The following is a 20618-nucleotide window of genomic DNA, read 5'->3' as shown; positions in this document are numbered from 1 at the left end:
TGGCCGGCTCTACCATTGCACGGCCTCCCGCAAGGGGGATGGAATGGCGGCCGGCCGCGCCGTCTCGGCCTGCCGCTCCGCGTGGCCGACGCGCATATAGAGCAGGACCAGGAGCAGATAATAGGGAAGGTCGAAATAGGAATGGGTGAACATGGATTGGCAGGTCAAGAGGATGAACAGCACCAGGGAAAGCCGGCTGCCCTGCGCCAGGATCGCGCCGAGCAGCCCCAGATAGGCCACGAGGCCCAGCAGCCCGAATTCGGCGAGCATGAGCAGGAACATGTTGTGGACGGACAGGCCATGGCTCCATAAATGGGTGGAGCCGTAGCCCAGGCCCGCCAGCGGCGACGAGGCGAAGGCCTCCCAACCATAGACGATCAGGCGCAGCCGCTCGCCGGCGCTGCCGCGGTCCGCACCCATGAGCCGCGAAAAGGTGTCGGCATTGAGATAGGGGCGCATGGCATAAATAATGTCATAGTAGAAAATGGCGAATACTGCCCCGATCGCGATGAGAATGAGGAATATCGCCGTCGAGCGGAGAATGACGCCTTCGACCCGCGTGACTTTCCGGGCCAGAAAGACATAGTCGAGGATCACCGCGCCCAGCCACAGAACCAGGCCTTCCCGGCTGAAGGTGAAGGCGATCCCCACCAGGAAGACCAGATAATTGGCCAGCCTGACCGGCGTGCGGGTTCCCAGGCAGGCCAGCGGCAGGGACAGCGCCAGGAAGGTGGCGCATTGGTTGGGGTCCCAGTAGAGCCCGGCGGCGCGGCCGGCATAGACGCCCATCTTGAAGGGAAACAGGCTCGGCATGATGATCACGGCGACGTTGAGCGCCGCGGTTCCCCACATCACGATCCGGATCGAGCGGATCAGGCCGGCAATGTCGTCGGCATAGGCCAGGACGATGGCGAGAGCCATTGCGATCAGGCAGGTATTGACGCGCAGGACGAGAATGCGCGTCCGCTCGGCATCGTCCGGCAGGAATGGCACCCACCACAGATGCAGCAGCAATATCCCCGCCAGCGCCGCCATGATGGCGTGATAGGGCCGCGTGCGCGCCAGCAGGTCCTGACCGAATACAAGAACGATGAAGGTGGTGCAGTACACCAATAAGTAGAAAAGGCTCGGCTTCAGCGGATTGTTGAACGTCGTATATGCCCCCGTCACCTCGGCATGACCGAAATATATGAGCGACGACAGCAGCAGGAAGATACATAAATAGCTGAAATAATTAGATATATCCGAAATTTTGATCATAGTATTTCGTCTTTCCGCCCGGCTCGCGCCATGATGGGCCGGAGCGAGCCGCAGGATGCACATTGCACGGTCCCCACTCCGGAGCGCACCCATATCCTGCAAGTAAGGTTACCCATTCCCGGCGCTGGAACGGTTCTCCGCTTCTGCTAGCCTGGCCCTGATTTAGGCAATTAGCATCGGTGCGTCGGCTCCAATGGTGATGAGAAGAGTGTCGTGGTCGATCGGCTGCGCGGCCTTGATCGTCGCAGCGGCATGGTGGAGCCTGGCCTTGGCCCCGAGCGCCGGGATTTCGGTGGCCGACGCGCGGAGCATGCCGTCTCTGGACGCCCCCGGCGGTCTCGGACTGGGACTGGACCTGAGCGCACGAACCCGATTGCTCCTGCAGTGCCAGAATGCCATTGCCGGAAGCTACAGCGTCGGCGGCGCCCCGGCGGACACGGTTGCCCTCTGCGGCAAGCTGGTCGAGAAAATGCTGCAGGACACCCCCGTCTTCGGGCAGGCGGAATTCGTCGCCGCGGCGGCCGCCGCCGCCTCGGGCAGATGGGCGGAGGCAAGGACGCATCTGGCCAGATCCCGGGCCCTGGCGCCGGGCGAGGCCTGGCTTGCCCGAAACCGGGCGGACCTGCTGCTCCGGCAATCCCAGCATTGGTCCCAAAGCGATATGGAATTGCTGCAGGCCGATCTGGCGCTGCTGCTCGAGAGCCGGTCCGGGCTGAACTGGGTCGCAGCGAACTATGTCGGGAAGGACGCGCTCCGCCCGGCGGTCAACCGGGTCCTCCCGGCGGCCTCGCCCCAGCAGCAGGCCCGCTTCCTCGATGCCGTCACCCAGATCGTGGGAGAGTGAATGCCCGGTTCCATCCTCACAGGGCCGAACGGTTTCCGCTTTTTGCCCGAGAGCGTCGGCCGCGCCGTCGTGACCGGCGGCATAGTGCTCCTGCTCGCGGCATCTCCCCTGCCTTACGGCAGCGTGGAAAGCTTCCCGCGCGCCATCATCGCCGTTCTGGCCGGCATTATCGGCCTTGCGGCGATGTCGCTCCCCGCCCGGACGGGCGCGATCCCTGCATGGGGCCGCGCGCTCATGGTGCTGCCGATCGTTGCGATGCTGGTCCAGATGCTGCCGCTCGGCACTGCCTTCCCCGCGCTGACATCCGTGGAGACGCTGGGCCTGACCGTCGCGGGGCCGGCGATTTCCCTGGCTCCCGCCCAGACCCTCGCGGCCGCCATGGTCTACGCCGCCTGCTGCGTGCTGCTGGTCGTCCTGAGCGGCACGCTGACGAGCGCCGGGCAAATATGGCTGCAGGCGCTGCTGCTGGGGATTGTCGCGCTCTATGCGATCCTGGGTTTATGGAGCATATCCGCGACCCAGACGATATTCGGCGCCCCCAAGGCCGACTATCTGGGATATGCGACCGGCCCGTTCGTCAATCGCAACAGTTTTGCGACCTATCTGGGAATGGGCCTGGTCGTGGCCTTCACCTGGATCCTGGAAGGCGGGGGCGGACGATCCGGACGCGTGCTGGCAGGGGCGGCGTTTCTCCTGATCCTGATGGCGCTGATCGCCACCGGGTCGCGGATGGGGATCGCCTGCACCATCGCCGCAATCGGGGTGGTGAGCCTGTTGTGGTTCATGCGGAGCAATGGACGAACCAGGCCCTGGATCGTCCTGGGCGTGGGCGTCGCCCTTCTGGCCGCGAGCCTGTTGCTGGCGGAAGTGACCCTGGACCGGTTCATCACCTTCGGGCCGGACCTCGTGCAGCGCCTGGCACTTTACGAGCAGACCCTGCACCTGGCGGAAAAGCGTCCCTTCACCGGTTTCGGGGCAGGGACGTTCGAGCTGGCCTTCCAACTCGTCCATCGCCCGCCCGTCGATCCGGACCTGATCTGGAGGCGGGCCCACAGCACCTATCTGACCATATTGGTCGAATTGGGATATCCGGTCGCCTTCGGTCTCGCGGCGCTGCTGGTCTGGCTGGCCATCCGGCTGCTGCGCGGGCAGGCGCGATTGTCCTCGCAGCGATGGCAGGCATCGGCCGCCGCCATCGGGGCGCTCACCATCGTGGCGCTGCATTCGCTGAGCGATTTCAGTATCGAGATCCCGGCGAACGCCATTGTTCTGTCGGTGCTTCTCGGCTCCGGCCTTGCCGGCACCCGGGGCGATGGCCCGCCTGCCGGCCGCTCTAAGGATTAACCGTCACGCGTAAGCGTTTATTCGGGTTTTCCACCTAGCTTTGGGCGATAATCTCGGGGTGCTCGAAGTGAATAGTGGTCAGATCGATCTGCGCAGCATTGTAGGGCTGATTTTTCGCCGGTCCAGGATGATCCTGGCGATCGTGGCCGCTTTTCTCGCCGTCGCCGTGGCCGTTTCATTTCTGATTACCCCGGTATACACGGCATCGGCGCTGGTTCTGGTCGATCCGACCCAGAAAAACCTGCTGTCGTCGGATGACAGTTCTTCGTATAACTCAGCAGACAGCTTTCGCATCGATAGCGAGGTGGAAATCATCGCCTCGGACAGCGTGCTGCTCCGCGTCCTGAACCGGCCGGAAGTGCTCGGCGATCAGGATGTCGGGGTGAGCATGTCGCTGACCTCGAGGCTGCTGACATTGCTGAATCTCGCCTCGCCCGAACCGCCCGACGCGAGGGAGGCGGTTGGCCAGGCGATGGTCAGGCTGCGCAATGCGATCGACGTGCAGCGCCGCGGGCTGACCTATGTCATATCGATCAGCGCCACCTCCGCCGATCCCGCCCGGGCCGCCAGCCTGGCGAATGCCGTCGCCGAAACCTATATCGAGCAGCAGCTTGCCTCCAAGGTGTCGAGTGCCCTGGCCTCCCGCGACCTGCTGCAGGCTCGCATGATCGACGCCCAGCAGGACGTGACCGACAGCGAAATCGCCTTCGACGCATTCCTGGACGAGAACATGTCGCGCCTGGCGGGAGCGCCGAATGCCGCAAACGCCATCAGCGGGCTGCGCGCCGAAATCGACCGGGTCCAGGCCAGTCGCGGGGCGGCCGCCACCACCATGGCCAATATCGCGGCGAGCCTGGCGCAAAATGACTGGGATTCGCTGACGGCGGCAATCGATAGCGCCGCCGCCGCCGAACTGGGCAGCCAGCGCAGCGCGCTGCTCGAGCGGATCGGCCGTGCGGAAACGGTCGAGGCCGCTCCCCTCAGGCAGCAATTGCAGACCATCGAGGACCGCCTGCGCGAACTGGCGGAGGATAGCCAGCGGCGGCTGCTGGGCGCCGTGGCCGATGGCGAGATGACGGAAAGCAACCTGCGTCAAACCTTGCGGGGCACGATCGTGACGAACGTGACCGCTCCCGATTTGCTGACCAAGATCTACAGCCTCCAGCAGAAGGCGGAACTGGCCATTCGGCAATACGACACCTTGCTCGCACGGCTGCAGGAGGTCGAGGCGCAGGCGGCCTTGCAGGTTCCGGACAGCCGCATCGTCTCCCCGGCGCTGGAACCGCTCGATCCGTCCTTCCCCAGAAAGTCGCTCATACTGGCGCTGGCCGGGCTCTCCGGCCTGGCATTCGCGATGGGGCTGGCATTCGTGTACGAAAACTACATCGGCGGCTTCACCAGCGAGGAACAGGCCGAGCAGGTGCTGCGCCTTCCCGTCTCCACGGCGATACCCGCCCAGCGCATAAAAGCGGGCCTGAAGGGACCCGCCGATCTCACCCACGAGGCGCCCCTGTCGGCGTTCCCGGAAGCGGTGCGAAAGCTGCGCATCGACCTGGATAAGGTATTGAACCGTCTTCCCAAGACGGGCGGCGGCGCGCCCGGCAGGGTGGTCATGGTCAGCTCCGCCGTGCCCGGAGAGGGAAAAACGACCCTGGCCCTGTCCCTGGCCCGCTCATACGCATATTCGGGCCGGCGCGTGATGGTGATCGACTGCGACCTACGCAAGCCGAGCCTGCATTTGCTGGTCGGCTCCTCCCCCTCCGAGGGGCTCCTCGAATATCTGGGGGCGGAGGATGCGGACCTGCTTTCCGAAATCGTGGCGGAAGATCCGTTCTCCGAAGCCACCCTGATCTTCGGCGCGCGACGCAGCGACGTTCCCACCGACCAGTTTCTCGATTCACCCAAATTCGAGCAGATCCTCGAAATCGCGTGCAATCAATATGATATCGTGATCATCGACACGCCGCCGATCAATCCGGTGGTGGACGGCCAGTCCATCGCATCGCTGGCCGACGCCATCATCTATGTCTGCCGCTGGGGAAGCACCAGCCAGAGGGAAGCCAAGCAGGCGGTGCGCACGCTCAGCGAGGCGAAAAAGCCCGACATGCCGATCTTGATCGCCCTGAACCAGCAGCAGGTCGCGCACACGATAGGCAAGCGCAAATACGGCACCTATTACGCCGAAGCCTATTAGGCCGCCCGCCGTTAACCGTGTTCATGGAAAGTCCTGTCCTTTCTTAAGGCTTTGTTTACGCTCGCCGGCACTTGCCCCTGAAAAGGGCTCACGCACAGTGAGAGCGCCAATGCGTAAACTTGCCGGTCTTTTCATCGCCACGATGTCTTTATGCCTCGCTACGGTCGGCGGCGCAGTCGCGGATGGCATGTCATACAGCTCTCAATCCCTCGAGGGGATCTACGAGAAATACTACAACAGGATATTGTCGGTATGCGTCGAGGACGCGCGCAACATACTGGACTGCGACCAGGCGCTGCGTGACTACGCGAAACTGGCCGATATCGAGACGGTCATGGAGCTCGATGAGGTCGCAGCGCTCCCGCCCGAGCAGCGCGAAGCATTCCTGGCGGAATTCGCCGAAATGGTCGCTTCCGCGGAATTCCAGATCAAGTTCAACGAGATGCAGACGAGCCTCTATGCGAGGATCAAGTCCGCGCACCATAACAGCGACCTCTTCCTTTACGGCATCGACGATGCCCTGCTGCTGTGCACGGGCATCAGCTATCTCGCCAGCACGCCTCCCACCGATCCGAGCCCCACTCTGCCCGGCTGAGCGATCGGCCTTCCCATAGGAAGCGCCCCGCGCCGCGCCGTCACCGCACCACGAGGACGGGAATCCGGGTGGTTGCCACCACTTCGGCGGTCTGGCTGCCCAGCATCAGTCGCCTGATGCCGCGCCGGCCATGGGACGACATGACGATGAGATCGCAATCATGCCGGGTGGCGACTTCGATGATGCCTTCGGCGGGCGGGGTCTCGGGCACATGCACGGTCCTCGCCTCGATGCCGGCGGCCTCGGCCCTGGCGCGGGCGGCCTCGAGGATCTCGCCGGCCTTTTCGTTCATCGCCTCGCGGTAGAGCTCCAGCGGATTGTTGCCCCGGCGCATTTCCTCCGCCATGTCGTAGGGCGACAGAAGGTCGTTGGCCGTGACGGTCACCAGGGTGACGGCGGCGCCCAGCACCTTGGCCAGCGCCAGGCCGTGCTCCACGCCCTTGTCGGACAGCTCCGATCCGTCGGTGGCGATGAGAATGCTCTTATACATGTGTCCTCCAGCGTCGCTCTGCCCGCTGGATAGTGTCGAACGGCGCCGCCCCTGTCCATGCGCGAAAAAAAAGCCCCGCCGAAGCGGGGCGAGGCAACGTCAGGAGGAGGGGCCGGAGCCCCGTTGGGAGACGGCCTTGTGCCGGGATTGTGTGGCGGAGGTATGACGCCGCGGGGCCGGCCCGGAAAAAGCGTACAGACGATTCCGCCTGGTGGAAAAAATCACGCCGACGCTATATTTCGCCGCGTCGCGGCGGCATGGTGCGGGGGTTCATGGTTCGGCCGAAGGAGTTGTAGATGTCGCGCGAAATTCAAGAAAAGCTGGTGAGTGACGCGCTGCATTTCCATGAGTTCCCCAGGCCCGGAAAGCTGGCGATCGTCGCCACCAAGCCGCTGGCCAATACGCGGGACCTGGCGCTGGCCTATTCCCCCGGCGTCGCCGCGCCCTGCGAGGAAATCGCCGCCGATCCGATGGCGGCCTATCGCTACACCTCCAAGGGCAATCTGGTGGCCGTCGTCTCCAACGGCACCGCCGTCCTCGGCCTGGGCAATATCGGCGCGCTGGCCAGCAAGCCGGTGATGGAAGGCAAGGCGGTGCTGTTCAAGAAATTCGCCGGCATCGATTCCATCGACATCGAGGTCAACGAGCAGGACCCCAAGCGCTTCATCGAGATCGTGGCGCCGCTCGAGCCCAGCTTCGGCGGCATCAATCTGGAGGACATCAAGGCGCCCGAATGCTTCGAGATCGAGGAAGCCCTGCGCGAGCGCATGAACATCCCGGTCTTCCACGACGATCAGCACGGCACCGCCATCATCGTGGCGGCGGCGGTGATCAACGCCATGAAGCTGGCCGGAAAGGATATCGCCACCGCCAAGATCGTCACCTCCGGAGCCGGGGCGGCGGCCATCGCCTGCCTCAACATGCTGATCGCCGTCGGCGCGCAGCGGGAGAATATCTGGATCGCCGACAGCAAGGGGCTGGTCACCACCAAGCGCGGCAATGCGGTGGACCGCTGGCGCGGGGCCTTCGCCCAGGACACCGACAAGACCGAACTGGCCGAGGTGATGGCGGACGCCGACATCTATGTGGGGCTGTCGGCGGCCGGGGCGCTCAAGCCCGAGATGATGAAGGGCATGGCGCCCAATCCGCTGATCCTCGCGCTCAGCAATCCCGTCCCCGAAATCATGCCCGAACTGGCCAAGCAGGTGCGGCCCGACGCGCTGGTGTGCACCGGCCGCTCGGACTATCCCAATCAGGTCAACAACGTCCTGTGCTTCCCCTTCCTCTTCCGCGGGGCGCTCGATTGCGGCGCCACCATCATCAACGAGGAGATGAAGGCGGCCGCCGCCCATGCCATAGCCAAGCTGGCGCATGAGCCGGGGCTCGAGGCCACGACGCATGGCGTGCCCGCTATTTTCGGGCCCGATTATCTGATCCCCAATCCCTTCGACCAGCGGCTGATCCTGCGCATCGCCCCGGCGGTCGCGAAGGCGGCGATGGAGAGCGGCGTCGCCACGCGGCCGATCGCCGATTTCGACGCCTATCGCGACCGGCTGCGCCGCTTCGTCTTCCGCTCCGGCATGGTGATGAAGCCGATGATCGAGCGGGCGCAATCGGCCGGCAAGCGCATCGCCTTCGCCGATGGCGAGGACGAGCGCGTGCTGCGCGCCGCCCAGGTCATCCTCGAGGACCGTATCGGCAAGCCGATCCTGATCGGGCGGCCCTCGGTCATCGAATCGCGGCTCGAGCGCTTCGGGCTGACCATCCGCCTCGGCCAAGATTTCGAGGTCATCAATCCCGAGGACGACCCGCGCTATCGCGACTATGTCGAGGAATTCCACGCCCTGGTCGGCCGCAAGGGCGTCACCCCCGACACGGCCCGCACCATCGTGCGCACCAATACCACGGTGATCGGCGCGCTGGCCGTGCGCCGGGGCGAGGCCGATGCGCTGATCTGCGGCCTGCAGGGACGCTTCATCAAGCACGCCCGCGATATCCATTCGGTGATCGGGGTGGCGCCCGATGCCAGCCAGCTCTCGGCGCTGTCCATGCTGATCCTGGATCGCGGCGTGTTCTTCCTGGCCGATACCTACGCCAATATCGACCCGAGCGAGGACGAACTGGTCTCGATCACCCTGCAGGCGCGCAATCATCTCAAGCGGTTCAGCATCGAGGCGAAGGCGGCCCTGCTGTCCTATTCCAACTTCGGCTCGCGCGACGGCGACACCAGCCAGAAGATGCGCGCCGTCTACGACAAGCTCAAGCTCGCGGCGCCCGATCTGGTGGTGGACGGGGAAATGCAGGGCGATCTGGCGGTCAATGCCGGGCTGCGCGAGCGCTATATTCCCGATTCCGTGCTCAAGGGCGAGGCCAACCTGCTGATCTTCCCGAATCTGGAGGCGGCCAACCTCTCCATGACCCTGCTCAAGGAGCTCAATAACGGGCTGCATATCGGCCCCATCCTGATGGGCACGGCGCAGCCGGCCCATATCCTGGCGCCCACGGTGACCTCGCGCGGCATCGTCAACATGGCGGCCATCGCCGCGACCGAGGCGGTGGGTTAGGCTTTTCCAAGGCGGGGAGGGCGCCTCGCGCGGTGCCCTCCCGGGCCTGTCGGCGCCCTGCCTTGACTTGGACGCAATTGAGGTGGATGATCCACCCCATACGTTTCTGCCCGCAGACGGCAAACTGATCCTTCCGGCCCGGCCGGTTGCTTGGCTTTCCCTCCGAACTGCAAACGTTGAACCCCTGTTGCATCCTGCGCGGGGGAAACCGCTCGTTTGCCTTGCTTCGAGCTATTCCGAAAGGGCGCCAAATGATTACCGGCACCGTAAAATTCTATAACTCCACCAAAGGCTTCGGCTTCATTACGCCCGACGCCGGCGGCAAGGACGCCTTCGTCCATGTGTCCGCGATCGAACGCGCCGGCCTTTCCGGCCTCGACGATGGCCAGAAGGTTTCCTACGACCTCGAGAAGGGTCGCGACGGACGCGAATCCGCCATCAATATCCAACTGGCCTGAAGCGCCGCGCGTCCGGATGGACGCCGCAGCGTCGCGCCAGCGAGCGCATCGTCCTGATGCGCAATGAGAACGGCGGAGGTGCCGATGGTGCCTCCGCGATCGAACCGGAGCCGCGCCATGCAACACCGCTATAAAGTCGGCCAGATGCTGGAACTCCGTTCCGCGCCCCGCCACAGCAATCGGCCTGCCGGCCCTTGCGAAGTGATTTCCTGCCTGCCCCATGAAAGCGGGCCGCTGCTCTACCGGGTGAAATCCCGCAACGAGACCAATGACCGGGTGGTGGCGGAGGCGGATCTGCGCCCTACCGATGCGGCCAAGGTCTTGGCGGAGCACGACGACAGCCCCTTTACCATCGCCGTCAGCAAGCGCTGAACGTCGCGGAATTTCGCATCCGCCCTGTTGCGCCGGCCTCGGGCCGAATCGTTCGCGCTGGCGGAAGCGTTCGCTGAACCGGGCGTGTTCACACACGTCATTCAGCCAATTTCTCAACTCATTGCGTCGCCCGTTCCGACGGCCGTTATCCGGCCTCCGGGCGATGCTCCAGATCCGGCCTGGCCGGAAGAAAGTGCATTACAAATGAAGACCGAAATTCTCAACGCGCCGGGCGATCTGTTCCTCGGCAGCGACATCGCCACCGCGCAGGCCCAGGGCCCGCGCCGGTTCCGCTCGGCCGCCAAGGCGGTGCGGTTCGCCATGGAGCATGCCGCTCCGGTCAGCCTGCATGGCGCCATGCTCAGGATCGGCGGCGTCGATCTCGGCCCCGCCGAAATCCGCAGCCTGCATCGCGAGCTCACGGCCGCCGCCCATCCGGCCACCCCGCGAGGCGGGCGGCGGATCGGGCGCAGCCATGGTCATGAACGGCAATAGGGAGACCGTCCCGCCTCAGGTTGCTGCGGGGGCGGGCCTGGGGCGCGCGGCCATTGGCGCGGGGCGCTTGGGGGCAGCGATCAATCCCTCGCGAATGGCCTGCTTGCGGGCATTCTTGCGCGCCCGGCGCACCGCCTCGGCCTTCTGGCGCGCCCGCGCCTCGGAGGGTTTTTCGTAATATTTCCGGAGCTTCATTTCCCGGAACACGCCTTCGCGCTGAAGGCGCTTCTTGAGAACTCGTAGTGCCTGATCGACGTTGTTGTCGCGTACCTGAACCTGCAAAAACTTTCCTAACCTGATGCTCGCCCCACCCCGTGGTGAGACGGAAGCGGCCGGACGGCCGCTCGGGCGGATGACTATCAGACTTTGCCGCCGCGACCAAACCGAAGGGGGCAATCTCCACGGCAGAGGCGAAAAAGGCGGGCCCGGTAGCGGACCCGCCTCTCCTATTTTTGGTGGAAGCAGCCGGAACGAGCCGGCTTTTCCGGCTTACTGCAGCGACGCGCGGACCAGCTCGAACTCGGAAGTGAGGTCGGGCAGCGGGCCGCCCATATAGGCCTCGAACACTTCGTTGAGCGAGCCGTCGGCATGGCTCTTTTCGGCCCAGTCGAGCAGCCAGGCCTTGAGCTCCGGCTCGTTCTGGCGCAGGCCAATGCCCAGCGGCTGCTGGACGACGTCGGCCTTGGGCTCGAGATTCTGGTCGGGGAAACGCTCGGCCAGGTTGAGATAGATGCCATAGGGGGCGCTCATGCCCTCGACCTGGCCCGAAAGCAGGGCCTGGATGGTGGTGGCGTCGTCGTCATAGCGCGTCAGGATGGTGCTCTCGGGCGCCTTCTTGGTCAGCTCGGTGTCCTGGAGATTGCCGCGCACCACGCCGATATTCTTGCCCGCCAGCCCTTCGAGGCCGTTCATCTCGATGTCCTTGGGCGCGAAAACGATCAGCCGGTTGACGCTGTAGGGTACGAAATCCACCACTTCGGCACGCTCGGGCGTGATGGCGAAGGACGACACGACGATGTCGGCCTTGTTGGTCAGGAGGAACGGCACGCGGTTGGGGCCCGTGACCTCGACGATGCGCAGATTCACGCCCAGATCCTCGGCCAGCTTGGTGGCGATCTCGACGTCGGCGCCGGCCGGCTTGAGGTCGGCATCGAGCATGCCCCAGGGCGGCACGCCCAGGTCGATGGCGATGGCGATCTCGCCGCGCTCGCGGATGTCGGCGAGCGCATCGGCCAGCGCCGGGCCCACCATCATGACGCTGGCGAGCGCCACGGTAGAAAGCAGTTTGATATTGAGTTTCATGGTATTCCTCCTGTTACAACCTGGATTACAACCCGCTGCTGAGGAACTGCCTCAGCTCGGGAGTCTGGGGGTCGGCGAAGATCTTCTCGGGCGGCCCGGCTTCCCAGACCTTGCCCTGATGCATGAAGACCACCGTATCGGCGACGCGCTTGGCGAAGCCCATTTCGTGGGTGACCAGAACCATGGTCATGCCGCCGGTCGCGAGATCCTCCATCACCTTGAGGACCTCGCCGGTGAGTTCCGGATCGAGGGCCGAGGTGACTTCGTCGAACAGCATGACCTTGGGATTGAGCGCGAGCGAGCGGGCGATGGCCACGCGCTGCGCCTGTCCGCCCGAGAGCTGCTCGGGATAGGCGGCCTCCTTGTCGGCGAGGCCCACCAGTCCCAGCACGCGGCGGGCGACGGTTTCGGCCTCGGCCTTGGATTTCTTCTGCACCGCGGTCAGCGCCAGCGTGATGTTGCGCAGCACCGTCAGGTGCGGAAACAGGTTGTAGCTCTGGAACACCATGCCGACATCGTCGCGCAGGCGGCGCACCGTGGCGCGGTCGGCCATGTCCACATTGTGCCCGCAGACCCGGATCGTGCCCGCGTCGATCTCCTCGAGCGCGTTCATGCAGCGCAGCAGGGTCGACTTGCCGGAGCCGGAGCGGCCTACGATGGCCACCATCGAGCCGCGCGTGACCTCAAGCGACACGCCCGAGAGCACGGTTACCGGGCCGAAGCTCTTGGAGACGCTGTCGACGACGATGATGGGCTCGGACCGGTCGGCGGGAGCCGGGGAATCCTTAATTGCCAACTTTGAGTCTCCTCTCGAAATACCGGCTCGCGAGGGAGAGCGGGTAGCACATGGCAAAATAGATCAGGGCAACGAACACGAAGGTCAGGAAGGGCTGGAAGGTCGAGTTGTTGACCACCTGTCCGGCGCGCGTCAGTTCGACGAAGCCGATGATCGAGGCAAGGGAAGTGTTCTTGACGATCTGCACCATGAACCCGACCGTGGGCGGGATGGCGATGCGGACGGCCTGGGGCAGCACGACATAGTAGTATTGCTGCGCCCGGTTGAGCCCGATGCAATTGGCCGCCTCCCATTGCGTCTTGGGCACCGAGAGGATGCAGCCGCGCCAGATCTCGCCCAGGAACGCCGCCGTATAGAGCGTCAGCGAGAAGCCGGCCGCCAAGAGTGCGTCGATATTGTAGCCTATGATGCTGAGGCCGTAATAGGACAGGAACAGCACCACCAGCAGCGGCGTGCCCTGGATGACCTGCACATAGATGGTGGCCAGGAAGCGCACCACCCGGTTTTCCGAAACCCGGCACAGGGCCAGAACGAGCCCCAGAATGCCGCCGCCGGCAAAGGCGAGGAGCGAGAGCACGATGGTCCAGCGCGCCGCCTCGATGAGATAGAAGAAATGGCCGGTACTGAAAGTGTTCATGACGTGACCGACCTCACAGCGGGGTGCCCAGGCGCCGGCGCCTGACGAAGGCGAGGACGCCGATCAGGTGCAACGCCGCGCGGAACAGGATCGACAGGCCCAGATAGACCACCGCGACCACGAGATAGACCTCGAAGGACCGGAAGGTCTCGGCCTGGATGATATTGGCCTCGGCGGTCAGCTCCTGCGCGGAAATCTGCGAGGTGATCGAGGACGCCAGCATGAGCAGCACGAACTGGCTGCACAGCGCCGGATAGGTGCGCTCGATGGCGGGCAGCAGGATGATGTGCCAATAGACCTGGACGCGCGAGAGGCCGAGGCATTCGGCCGCCTCGAGCTGTCCCCTGGCGATGGATTCGATGCCCGAACGGATGATCTCGCTGCTATAGGCGCCGGTATTGATCGCCAGCGCGATAATGGCCGACGCCTCGGCCGAGAGGCGCAGGCCGATGGTGGGCAGGCCGAAATAGACGATGAAGATCTGCACCAGCAGGGGCGTGTTGCGGATGACCTCGACATAGGCCCCCACGATCGTGGAAGCGACGCGGCCGCCGCCGGTGCGCAGGACGGCACAGACGACGCCCAGGATGAAACCGAGCACGATGGCCGAGCCGGCCAGCACGATGGTCTGGCCCGCCCCCATCAGGAACTGGGTCCAGGTCCGTTCCAGGAACGAAAAGTTAAAGACGTATGAAACCATCTAGCGCCTGCCTGTCCTCAGCTCCAGCCCAGCTCGTCCGGTCACCGCCGGAGGAGCGTCCTACCAGTCCGCAATCGTCCCGTCCTCCCGGTAGGCTTCCGGGATCCACTCGCCCTCGGCATTGGCGTGGGCGAAATCCTCGTTGACCGAAATGTCGAGTCCGGGTCCGGTGGGCAGGCCGACATAACCGTCCGCCCCCACCTTGGGAATATTTGTCGCCAATTGTTCGAGGAAGTCGTGATGCTCGTGGCGATGCTCGAGGATTACGAAATTCTGCAGCGCGGCGGCAAGATGCATTCCGGCGATGGACTGCACCGGGCCGTTGGGGTTGTGGGGGGCGACGCCCACGCCATAGGTCTCGGCCACGGCCGCGATCTTCATCATCTCGGTGATGCCGCCGGCATTGGCGACGTCGGGCTGGATGACGGTGGCGAATTCGTTCTCGAAGATTTCGCGGAAGGCGAAACGGGTGAAGAGGCGCTCGCCAAGCGCAATCGGGATCACGGTTTTTTCCGCCAGGCGCTGCAGCGCCTTGGGCGTTTCGGGCAGCACCGGCTCCTCGATCCACAAGGGCTTGGTGTGCCGGATGGCCGCCTCGACCTCGACCGCGAGGCCCGCGCTCATGCGGCCGTGGAAGTCGAGGCAGAAGTCGCGCTCGTCCCCGATTTCGTCGCGCACCGCCTCGCAGCAGGCGACAATCTGGCGCAGGGTCGACAGGCCCTCGACGTAATTGGTCGCCGGCAGCGGGTAGAACTTGACCGCCGTATAGCCCAGCGAGACGGCGTGGCGCACGCGGCGGCGCAGCTCCTCGGGGTCGGTCGAGAGGCCGCAATTGGCGTAGAGCCGGATCTTGTCGCGCACCGCCCCGCCCATGACCTTGTAGACCGGCTGGCCGGCGAGCTTGCCGCGAATGTCCCAAAGGGCGATGTCGACGCCCGAGAGCGCGGCGATCTGGATGGGGCCGCCGCGCCAGAAGGCGTGGCGATACATGCGCTGCCAGCACCATTCGGTATCGGTGGGGTCCGCCCCCACCACCAGCTTCTTCAGATCCTCGACCGCGCCCAGCAGGGCATTGGGCTTGCCCGGCAGGGAGCATTCGCCCCACCCCACCAGGCCCGGCTGGTCGGTCTCCACCCGTACGAACACCCAGTCGGAAATGGGACTGTAGGTGTGGAACGCCTGGATATCGGTGATCTTCATCTGGTCGAATAGTCCTCGTGCAGCGCGAAAACCGTTTTCGCGCGGATAGGGCCCGGCCGCGCCTGCGCACGCCCCGGGGGTAACTGCGAGATATGGGGATGGCCCATCTTCCCTTTTCGATCGCCCGGCCTCCTCCTGAGACATTTTGGCCGGGACGATCTTTTCAAACTCTAGTATACTAGTGCGTAGTCCCAATGCAAGCGGTCATGTCCGACGCGCATTCACAGCGCCGGAAGGCCGGCCGGGAGAGAGGATCGATGGGCGAAGAAACCATGCTGGAACAGGCTTTGGCGGGGACGGTTCTGGACCGGGGGCAGCGCGCCTCCCATCAGGTCTACGACCTGTTGCGGAAGGCGATCGTGTCGCTGCGCCTCGAGCCGAATCAGCCCATTTCCGAGCAGGAAGTGGCCTCGGTGCTCTCCCTGAGCCGCACGCCGGTGCGCGAGGCCTTCATCCGGCTCGCCGAAGAAGGCCTGCTGATCAGCTATCCGCAACTGGCAACCGTCATCTCGCCGATTCGCATGGACGCCATCTTCGAGGCCCAGTTCCTGCGCGAGGCGGTGGAAAGCGCCATTGCCGAGCGCGCGGCCGAAAATATCGACGCCATCGGCACGGCGCGGCTGGAGGGGGCCTATGAGGCTCACCGGATCGCCTGGGAAGCCGGGAACTGGTCCGAATTCTATCATTGGGACGAGATGACCCACCAGATCGTCGCCGAAATCGCCGGGCTGACCGGGGTGTTCAAGCATCTCGAACCCGCCCGCGCCCAGCTCGACCGCATGCGCCACGTCGTCCTGCCCGAGCGCGACACCGCCATCCGCGTCATCAACCAGCACCGCGAATTCATCACGGCGATCTGCGAGGGGCGGGGCGAGCAGGCCCGGGCCGCCATGGCACGACATACGCGCGATATCCTGACCCGCCTTCCCGACCTGCGCCAGCGCCGGCCCGAGCTGTTCGAGGAGCGCCCGGTGATGCGCAGCAGCACCGCCCGCAGATAGGGGAGGGAGGGGGTATCGGGAGGCGGGGAACGGAGGCTTCATCTTGTATGGAAGATATTGAAACCGCTTCCCGAACGTGGCACAACAGCGCCATGACCCAGCCAGCCCACCTTCATGCCGACCGCCTTTTCCCTGCTTCCGAGCCGGCGCGCTCCATTGCGCGCGAGCTCTATCCGGCGGTGAAGGACCTGCCCATCGTCAGCCCGCACGGCCATACCGATCCGTCCTGGTTCGCGCAGAACGGACGCTTCTCCAATCCCACGGCGCTGTTCCTGACGCCGGACCATTACGTGTTGCGCATGCTGCGCAGCCGGGGCCTCGACTACGACGATCTGGGTATTCCGCGGAAGGACGGCAAGCCGGTCGAGACCGACGGGCGCGCGGCCTGGCGCCTCTTTGCGCAGCATTATCACCTGTTCGCCGGAACGCCCTCCAAGACCTGGATCGACCATTCGCTGCACTGGGCGTTCGGTATCGACGAGGAGCTTTCACCGGCCACCGCCGACCGCATCTACGATGCGATCGATGCAGCGCTGGCCACGCCCCGATTGCTCCCCCGCGCCATTCTCGACAGCGCCGACGTGGAGGTGATCGCCACCACCGAATTCGCGCTCGATCCCCTGACCCATCATCAGGCCATGGAAGGGGAGGGGCTGATCGGCCGGGTCCGCACCACCTACCGGCCCGACGACGTCACCGATCCCAGCCGCCCCGCCATCATCGAGAACCTCGAAAAATTCGCGGAGCTGACCGGCGAGGACGTCGCCCGCTGGGACGGCCTCATCAATGCCCACCGCAAGCGCCGCGAATATTTCCGTCGCTTCGGCGCCGTCGCCACCGACCATGGCGTCCCCACCGCCAATACCGCCGACCTGCCCCGCGTCGAAAAGCAGGCGCTGCTCGACAAGGTGCTCTCGGGCCGGCACGACGCAAGCGACGCCGAACTGTTCCGCGCCCAGATGCTGACGGAAATGGCGCTGCTCTCGGTCGAGGACGGCATGGTGATGCAGATCCATGCCGGGTCGCGCCGCAATACCGATCCGGCGCTGTTCGCCGAGCGCGGCACCGACCTCGGCGCCGACATCCCGCGGACCACCGATTATGTGGGCGGGCTCGATGCCCTGTTGTCGCGCTGCGGCAACGAGCCCAATCTGCGCCTCATCCTGTTCGGGCTCGACGAGACCACTTATGCGCGCGAGCTGGCGCCCATGGCCGGATACTGGTCCAGCCTGATGATCGGCCCACCCTGGTGGTTCCACGACAGCCCCCAGGGCATCCGCCGCTATTTCGACCAGGTGGTGGAAACCGCCGGCTTCTACAATCTCGCCGGCTTCAACGACGACACCCGCGCCCTCCTGTCCATCCCGGCCCGCCACGATGTCTGGCGCCGCGAGGTCTGTCACTTCCTCGGCAATTGGGTGGCGGAGCATCGCCTCACCCGGTCCAGCGCCGAGGACATCGCCAGGCACCTCAGCTACCAGGCCGCCAAGGATGCCTATAAGATCGCCTAGGCATAGATGCCGGTGCGGGCGGGGCCCCATCCCGCCCAACTTCCATCACCTTTGCGCGCCACCAGAACTCACCGGTCGAATCCGCTTCCGGCTTCTGCTCTAATGGCGGCATGATGAATCAATCACCTGTCGAAACGGCCCTCAGCCGCGCCATGATCCGCTGGTCGCTCACCAAGGCGACGCCGGCGGCGGAAACCGCGCGGAGCTGGATTTTCAGGGTCGAGCAGAACGGGCGCAATTTTGCCGCGCTCAAGATCCTCAAGCCGGTCGTCGCCGAGGAAGAGGGCCGCGGGGCGCGGCTGCTGCAATGGTATGAAGGCGAAGGCGCCGCGACCGTCTTCGACATCCACGGTGACACCATCTTCATGGAATGGCTCGACGGCGGCACGCTGGGCGAGCCGGCCCGCAATGGCCGCGACGAGGAGGCCACCAGCGCCTTCGCCAGCGTCGTCGCCAATCTCCACCGCCCGCGTCCGGACGTGCCCGAGGGACTGATGCCGCTGCGCCAGCGCTTTTCCGCCCTGTTCGAGGCCGATGCGCGCACCTGGCCGCACACGGCGCGCGACCTTTATGCCCGCGCCACCGGCATCGCCCTCAAGCTGTTCGACAAGCCCATGGCCGAAGTGCCGCTGCACGGGGATCTGCATCACGACAATATCCTGTCCTCCGACCGGGGCTGGCTGGCCATCGATCCCAAGGGGCTGATCGGCGATCCCCATTACGAACTGGCCAATGCCTTCCGCAATCCGGCCGGCGCCATCAAGCTGGCCGCCGACCCGAGGCGCATCAGCGCCATGGCCGACGCCTTCGCCGCGCGGCTGGGGCTCGACCGCAAGCGGATCATCGGCTTCGCCGCCGCCCATTCCGGCCTTTCGGCCTGTTGGGACCTCGCGGCAGGCAATGCCATCACCGTGGACCTGGCGGTGCTGCCGCATCTGCTGAGCGCCTACGACCAGGCATGAGGCGGAACCCGATCATGTCCCCATATTCGCGCCGCGCCGTCCTCGTCATGGGCGCCGCTTCGCTGCTGTCGGCCTGCGCCGCGACGATTCCGCCGCTGCCGGCCAATACCTCCAGCCGGCCGGAGGATTTGACGCGCGAGCAGATCCTGACGACGATCAATGCCGTGCGCCGCTCCAATGGCGCCGGGCCCTGGCGCTACGATCCGCAACTGGAGGCGGCGGCCCGCTCGCAGGCGCGCCTCATGGCCCGGCAGGACAAATTGAGCCACGATCTGGGCGTCACGCTGCGCCAGCGCGTCACCGAGGCCGGCTATCACGGTGCCGTGGGCGAAAACGTCGCCAAGGGCTATGCGACGCTGCCCCAGGCGATCGAGGGCTGGCTGGCCTCGCAGGGGCACCGCAACACGCTGCTCTCGGCCAAGTTCACCGAATTCGGCCTCGCCTTCGCCCGCACCAATTCGGGCAGGCTCTATTGGGCGCTGATCGCCGGCGGCCCCTTCGAGGCCTGGTACGCCTGAGAGGGAACGCCGAGCCTAACCTCGCGCGAACACCAGCACGGTTTCGCGGTTGCCGTCGCCGCCGGCAATGGGGGAGGGCAGGCTGGCCCGGAGCGTGAAGCCCTGCGCCTTAACGAAGCCGGTCACTATTTCCATCGCCCGCCCGGCCGCTGCCGCATCGGTGACGATGCCGCCCTTGCCCACATGCTCGCGGCCGACCTCGAATTGCGGCTTGAACAGGATGACCGCATCGGCGCGGGGCCTGCAGAGGCGCAGGGGCGCCTCGAGCACCTTGGTCACCGAGACGAAGCTGATATCGCAGACGAGGAGGTCGACGGGTTCGGGAACGATGCCCGTATCGAGGTCGCGGGCATTGCACCCCTCGAGGCTGGTGACCCGCGCATCGCCGCGCAGGCTTTCATGCAACTGCTCCTGGCCCACATCCACCGCATAGACATGTGCGGCGCCCCGCTCCAGCAGCACCTGGGTGAAGCCGCCGGTCGAGGCGCCGATATCGAGGCAGATCTTGCCCCTTGGATCGATCGCGCCCGCCTCCAGCCCCGCCAGCAGCTTCAATGCCGCGCGCGAGACATAGGGCGCCGCCGGGTCCTCCAGTTCCAGCATGTCGGTTTCGCCGACCATGCGGTTGGGCTTGCGCACCGTCTCGCCGTTGACTTTTACCGTGCCGCGCAGGATGGCGTCGCGGGCCCGCGCCCGGCTGGGCAGCAGGCCGCGCCGCTCCAGCATCAGGTCGAGCCGGATGCGGCTCACCTCTCCGTCAGCCGCCTGATCTTGGCGAGCGCGGTATCGCTGGCTTCCTGATAGGAGATGGTGCCCTGGAAACTGCCGTTCCGGTCGATCAGGAAGGTGAGGGCGGTATGGTCGACGAGGTAGAATTCGCTGTCCACATCGCCCGATTTTTCCGAGAAGACGCCAAAGGCGGCCTTGGCGTTTTCGGTTTCCTCGACGTCGCCCACGAGGCCGATGACCGTGGGATCGAAGCCTTCCACATAGTCCTTGACCATTTCGGGCGTGTCGCGCTCGGGGTCCACCGTCACGAAGATGATGCGCAGATCGTCGGCCGACAGCCCGAGCTGGGCCCGCCAGGCGGTGGTTTCGGCCATGGTGGTGGGGCAGACGTCGGGGCAGAAGGTGTAGCCGAAAAAGATCAGGCTGGGTTCGCCGCGCAGATCGTTCTGGGTGAAGGTGCCGCCCTTGGTCGAGGCGAGCGCGAATTCCTGCCCGGTGATGCCCAGTGGCCGTTGCGGCGGCCGGAAGGTGTAGAGCGCGGTAGCGCCGATGGCCGCCACGGCGACCAGCACCCACAGCACGATCCGGAAATTACGCAGCGTCTTGTTCTTCGTCATCGCATGATCCCACGGGCGCCTGACCGCCC

Annotated in this window: 23 protein-coding genes; 12 read left to right on the top strand and 11 right to left on the bottom strand. The window is 65.3% G+C overall.

Annotated features, from left to right (window positions below; genetic code table 11):
- Positions 1–9: 9 nt before the first annotated feature.
- Together ACFOOL_RS12470 and ACFOOL_RS12465 are read right to left on the bottom strand one after the other, a co-directional pair.
- Positions 10–1260 (bottom strand): O-antigen ligase family protein, encoded by a 1251-nt coding sequence (locus ACFOOL_RS12470; RefSeq protein ID WP_380097433.1) that lies wholly within the window; start codon positions 1258–1260, stop codon positions 10–12.
- Positions 1261–1422: 162 nt separating this feature from the next.
- Entirely contained in the window at positions 1423–1572 is a 150-nt protein-coding gene (locus tag ACFOOL_RS12465) for a hypothetical protein (RefSeq protein ID WP_380097432.1), read from the bottom strand.
- On the opposite strand from ACFOOL_RS12465, the gene ACFOOL_RS12460 reads away from it, so the two are divergent.
- From ACFOOL_RS12460 to ACFOOL_RS12445, 4 genes are all read left to right on the top strand, one after another.
- A complete protein-coding gene (locus ACFOOL_RS12460; protein WP_380097431.1) occupies positions 1571–2104 on the top strand; it encodes a hypothetical protein in 534 nt (177 codons plus the stop codon). The genes ACFOOL_RS12465 and ACFOOL_RS12460 overlap by 2 nt on opposite strands.
- Positions 2105–3448 carry an O-antigen ligase family protein gene (locus ACFOOL_RS12455; RefSeq protein WP_380097430.1) on the top strand — a complete coding sequence of 448 codons (1344 nt, stop codon included), beginning with the start codon at positions 2105–2107 and terminating at the stop codon, positions 3446–3448. It abuts the gene before it with no gap.
- A gap of 58 nt (positions 3449–3506) precedes the next feature.
- Positions 3507–5642, top strand: a complete 2136-nt coding sequence (locus ACFOOL_RS12450) for a GumC family protein (protein WP_380097429.1) — start codon at positions 3507–3509, stop codon at positions 5640–5642.
- A 187-nt stretch (positions 5643–5829) separates the two neighbouring features.
- Entirely contained in the window at positions 5830–6237 is a 408-nt protein-coding gene (locus ACFOOL_RS12445) for a hypothetical protein (protein ID WP_380097427.1), read from the top strand.
- Positions 6238–6277: 40 nt separating this feature from the next.
- On the opposite strand, the gene ACFOOL_RS12440 is transcribed toward ACFOOL_RS12445, so the two are convergent.
- The gene (locus tag ACFOOL_RS12440) at positions 6278–6727 is read right to left on the bottom strand and encodes a universal stress protein (protein ID WP_380097426.1); all 450 of its coding nucleotides are present in this window, start codon (positions 6725–6727) and stop codon (positions 6278–6280) included.
- A 296-nt stretch (positions 6728–7023) separates the two neighbouring features.
- On the opposite strand from ACFOOL_RS12440, the gene ACFOOL_RS12435 reads away from it, so the two are divergent.
- The 4 genes from ACFOOL_RS12435 (at position 7024) to ACFOOL_RS12420 (ending at position 10616) form a co-directional block, all read left to right on the top strand.
- Entirely contained in the window at positions 7024–9291 is a 2268-nt protein-coding gene (locus tag ACFOOL_RS12435; protein WP_380097425.1) for an NADP-dependent malic enzyme, read from the top strand.
- A gap of 251 nt (positions 9292–9542) precedes the next feature.
- Positions 9543–9749, top strand: coding sequence for a cold-shock protein (locus ACFOOL_RS12430; protein WP_380097423.1), 207 nt, complete (start codon positions 9543–9545; stop codon positions 9747–9749).
- 117 nt (positions 9750–9866) lie between these two features.
- Complete coding sequence (locus tag ACFOOL_RS12425) at positions 9867–10121, top strand: hypothetical protein (RefSeq protein WP_380097422.1); 255 nt, start codon at positions 9867–9869, stop codon at positions 10119–10121.
- 204 nt (positions 10122–10325) lie between these two features.
- Positions 10326–10616 carry a hypothetical protein gene (locus ACFOOL_RS12420; RefSeq protein WP_380097420.1) on the top strand — a complete coding sequence of 97 codons (291 nt, stop codon included), beginning with the start codon at positions 10326–10328 and terminating at the stop codon, positions 10614–10616.
- Positions 10617–10631: 15 nt separating this feature from the next.
- On the opposite strand, the gene rpsU is transcribed toward ACFOOL_RS12420, so the two are convergent.
- The 6 genes from rpsU to dgoD form a co-directional block, all read right to left on the bottom strand.
- The gene (rpsU, locus tag ACFOOL_RS12415; RefSeq protein ID WP_380097418.1) at positions 10632–10898 is read right to left on the bottom strand and encodes a 30S ribosomal protein S21; all 267 of its coding nucleotides are present in this window, start codon (positions 10896–10898) and stop codon (positions 10632–10634) included.
- Between the two features lie 207 nt (positions 10899–11105).
- Complete coding sequence (locus tag ACFOOL_RS12410; protein WP_380097417.1) at positions 11106–11918, bottom strand: transporter substrate-binding domain-containing protein; 813 nt, start codon at positions 11916–11918, stop codon at positions 11106–11108.
- A gap of 25 nt (positions 11919–11943) precedes the next feature.
- On the bottom strand, positions 11944–12714 hold the full coding sequence (locus ACFOOL_RS12405) for an amino acid ABC transporter ATP-binding protein (protein ID WP_380097416.1): 771 nt from the start codon (positions 12712–12714) through the stop codon (positions 11944–11946).
- Complete coding sequence (locus ACFOOL_RS12400; protein WP_380097415.1) at positions 12704–13351, bottom strand: amino acid ABC transporter permease; 648 nt, start codon at positions 13349–13351, stop codon at positions 12704–12706. The genes ACFOOL_RS12405 and ACFOOL_RS12400 overlap by 11 nt, the downstream gene beginning before the upstream one ends.
- Positions 13352–13364: 13 nt before the next feature.
- Entirely contained in the window at positions 13365–14051 is a 687-nt protein-coding gene (locus ACFOOL_RS12395) for an amino acid ABC transporter permease (RefSeq protein WP_380097414.1), read from the bottom strand.
- Positions 14052–14111: 60 nt separating this feature from the next.
- Entirely contained in the window at positions 14112–15251 is a 1140-nt protein-coding gene (dgoD, locus tag ACFOOL_RS12390; RefSeq protein WP_380097413.1) for a galactonate dehydratase, read from the bottom strand.
- A 257-nt stretch (positions 15252–15508) separates the two neighbouring features.
- On the opposite strand from dgoD, the gene ACFOOL_RS12385 reads away from it, so the two are divergent.
- The 4 genes from ACFOOL_RS12385 (at position 15509) to ACFOOL_RS12370 (ending at position 19243) form a co-directional block, all read left to right on the top strand.
- Positions 15509–16252: a GntR family transcriptional regulator gene (locus tag ACFOOL_RS12385; protein WP_380097411.1), complete on the top strand. Its 744-nt coding sequence runs from the start codon at positions 15509–15511 to the stop codon at positions 16250–16252.
- A gap of 92 nt (positions 16253–16344) precedes the next feature.
- Positions 16345–17763, top strand: a complete 1419-nt coding sequence (gene uxaC / locus ACFOOL_RS12380; RefSeq protein WP_380097410.1) for a glucuronate isomerase — start codon at positions 16345–16347, stop codon at positions 17761–17763.
- Between the two features lie 113 nt (positions 17764–17876).
- Positions 17877–18725, top strand: coding sequence for an aminoglycoside phosphotransferase family protein (locus ACFOOL_RS12375; protein ID WP_380097409.1), 849 nt, complete (start codon positions 17877–17879; stop codon positions 18723–18725).
- 14 nt (positions 18726–18739) lie between these two features.
- Positions 18740–19243, top strand: coding sequence for a CAP domain-containing protein (locus ACFOOL_RS12370; RefSeq protein WP_380097408.1), 504 nt, complete (start codon positions 18740–18742; stop codon positions 19241–19243).
- Between the two features lie 15 nt (positions 19244–19258).
- Here ACFOOL_RS12370 and ACFOOL_RS12365 read toward each other — a convergent pair whose 3' ends face one another.
- Positions 19259–19993 (bottom strand): TlyA family RNA methyltransferase, encoded by a 735-nt coding sequence (locus ACFOOL_RS12365; protein WP_380097406.1) that lies wholly within the window; start codon positions 19991–19993, stop codon positions 19259–19261.
- Complete coding sequence (locus tag ACFOOL_RS12360) at positions 19990–20589, bottom strand: SCO family protein (protein ID WP_380097405.1); 600 nt, start codon at positions 20587–20589, stop codon at positions 19990–19992. The genes ACFOOL_RS12365 and ACFOOL_RS12360 overlap by 4 nt, the downstream gene beginning before the upstream one ends.
- Positions 20590–20618: the final 29 nt, after the last annotated feature.

The organism is Devosia honganensis, assembly GCF_042648785.1.
Lineage (GTDB): Bacteria > Pseudomonadota > Alphaproteobacteria > Rhizobiales > Devosiaceae > Devosia > Devosia honganensis.
This window is presented reverse-complemented; position numbering and strand designations above follow the sequence as displayed.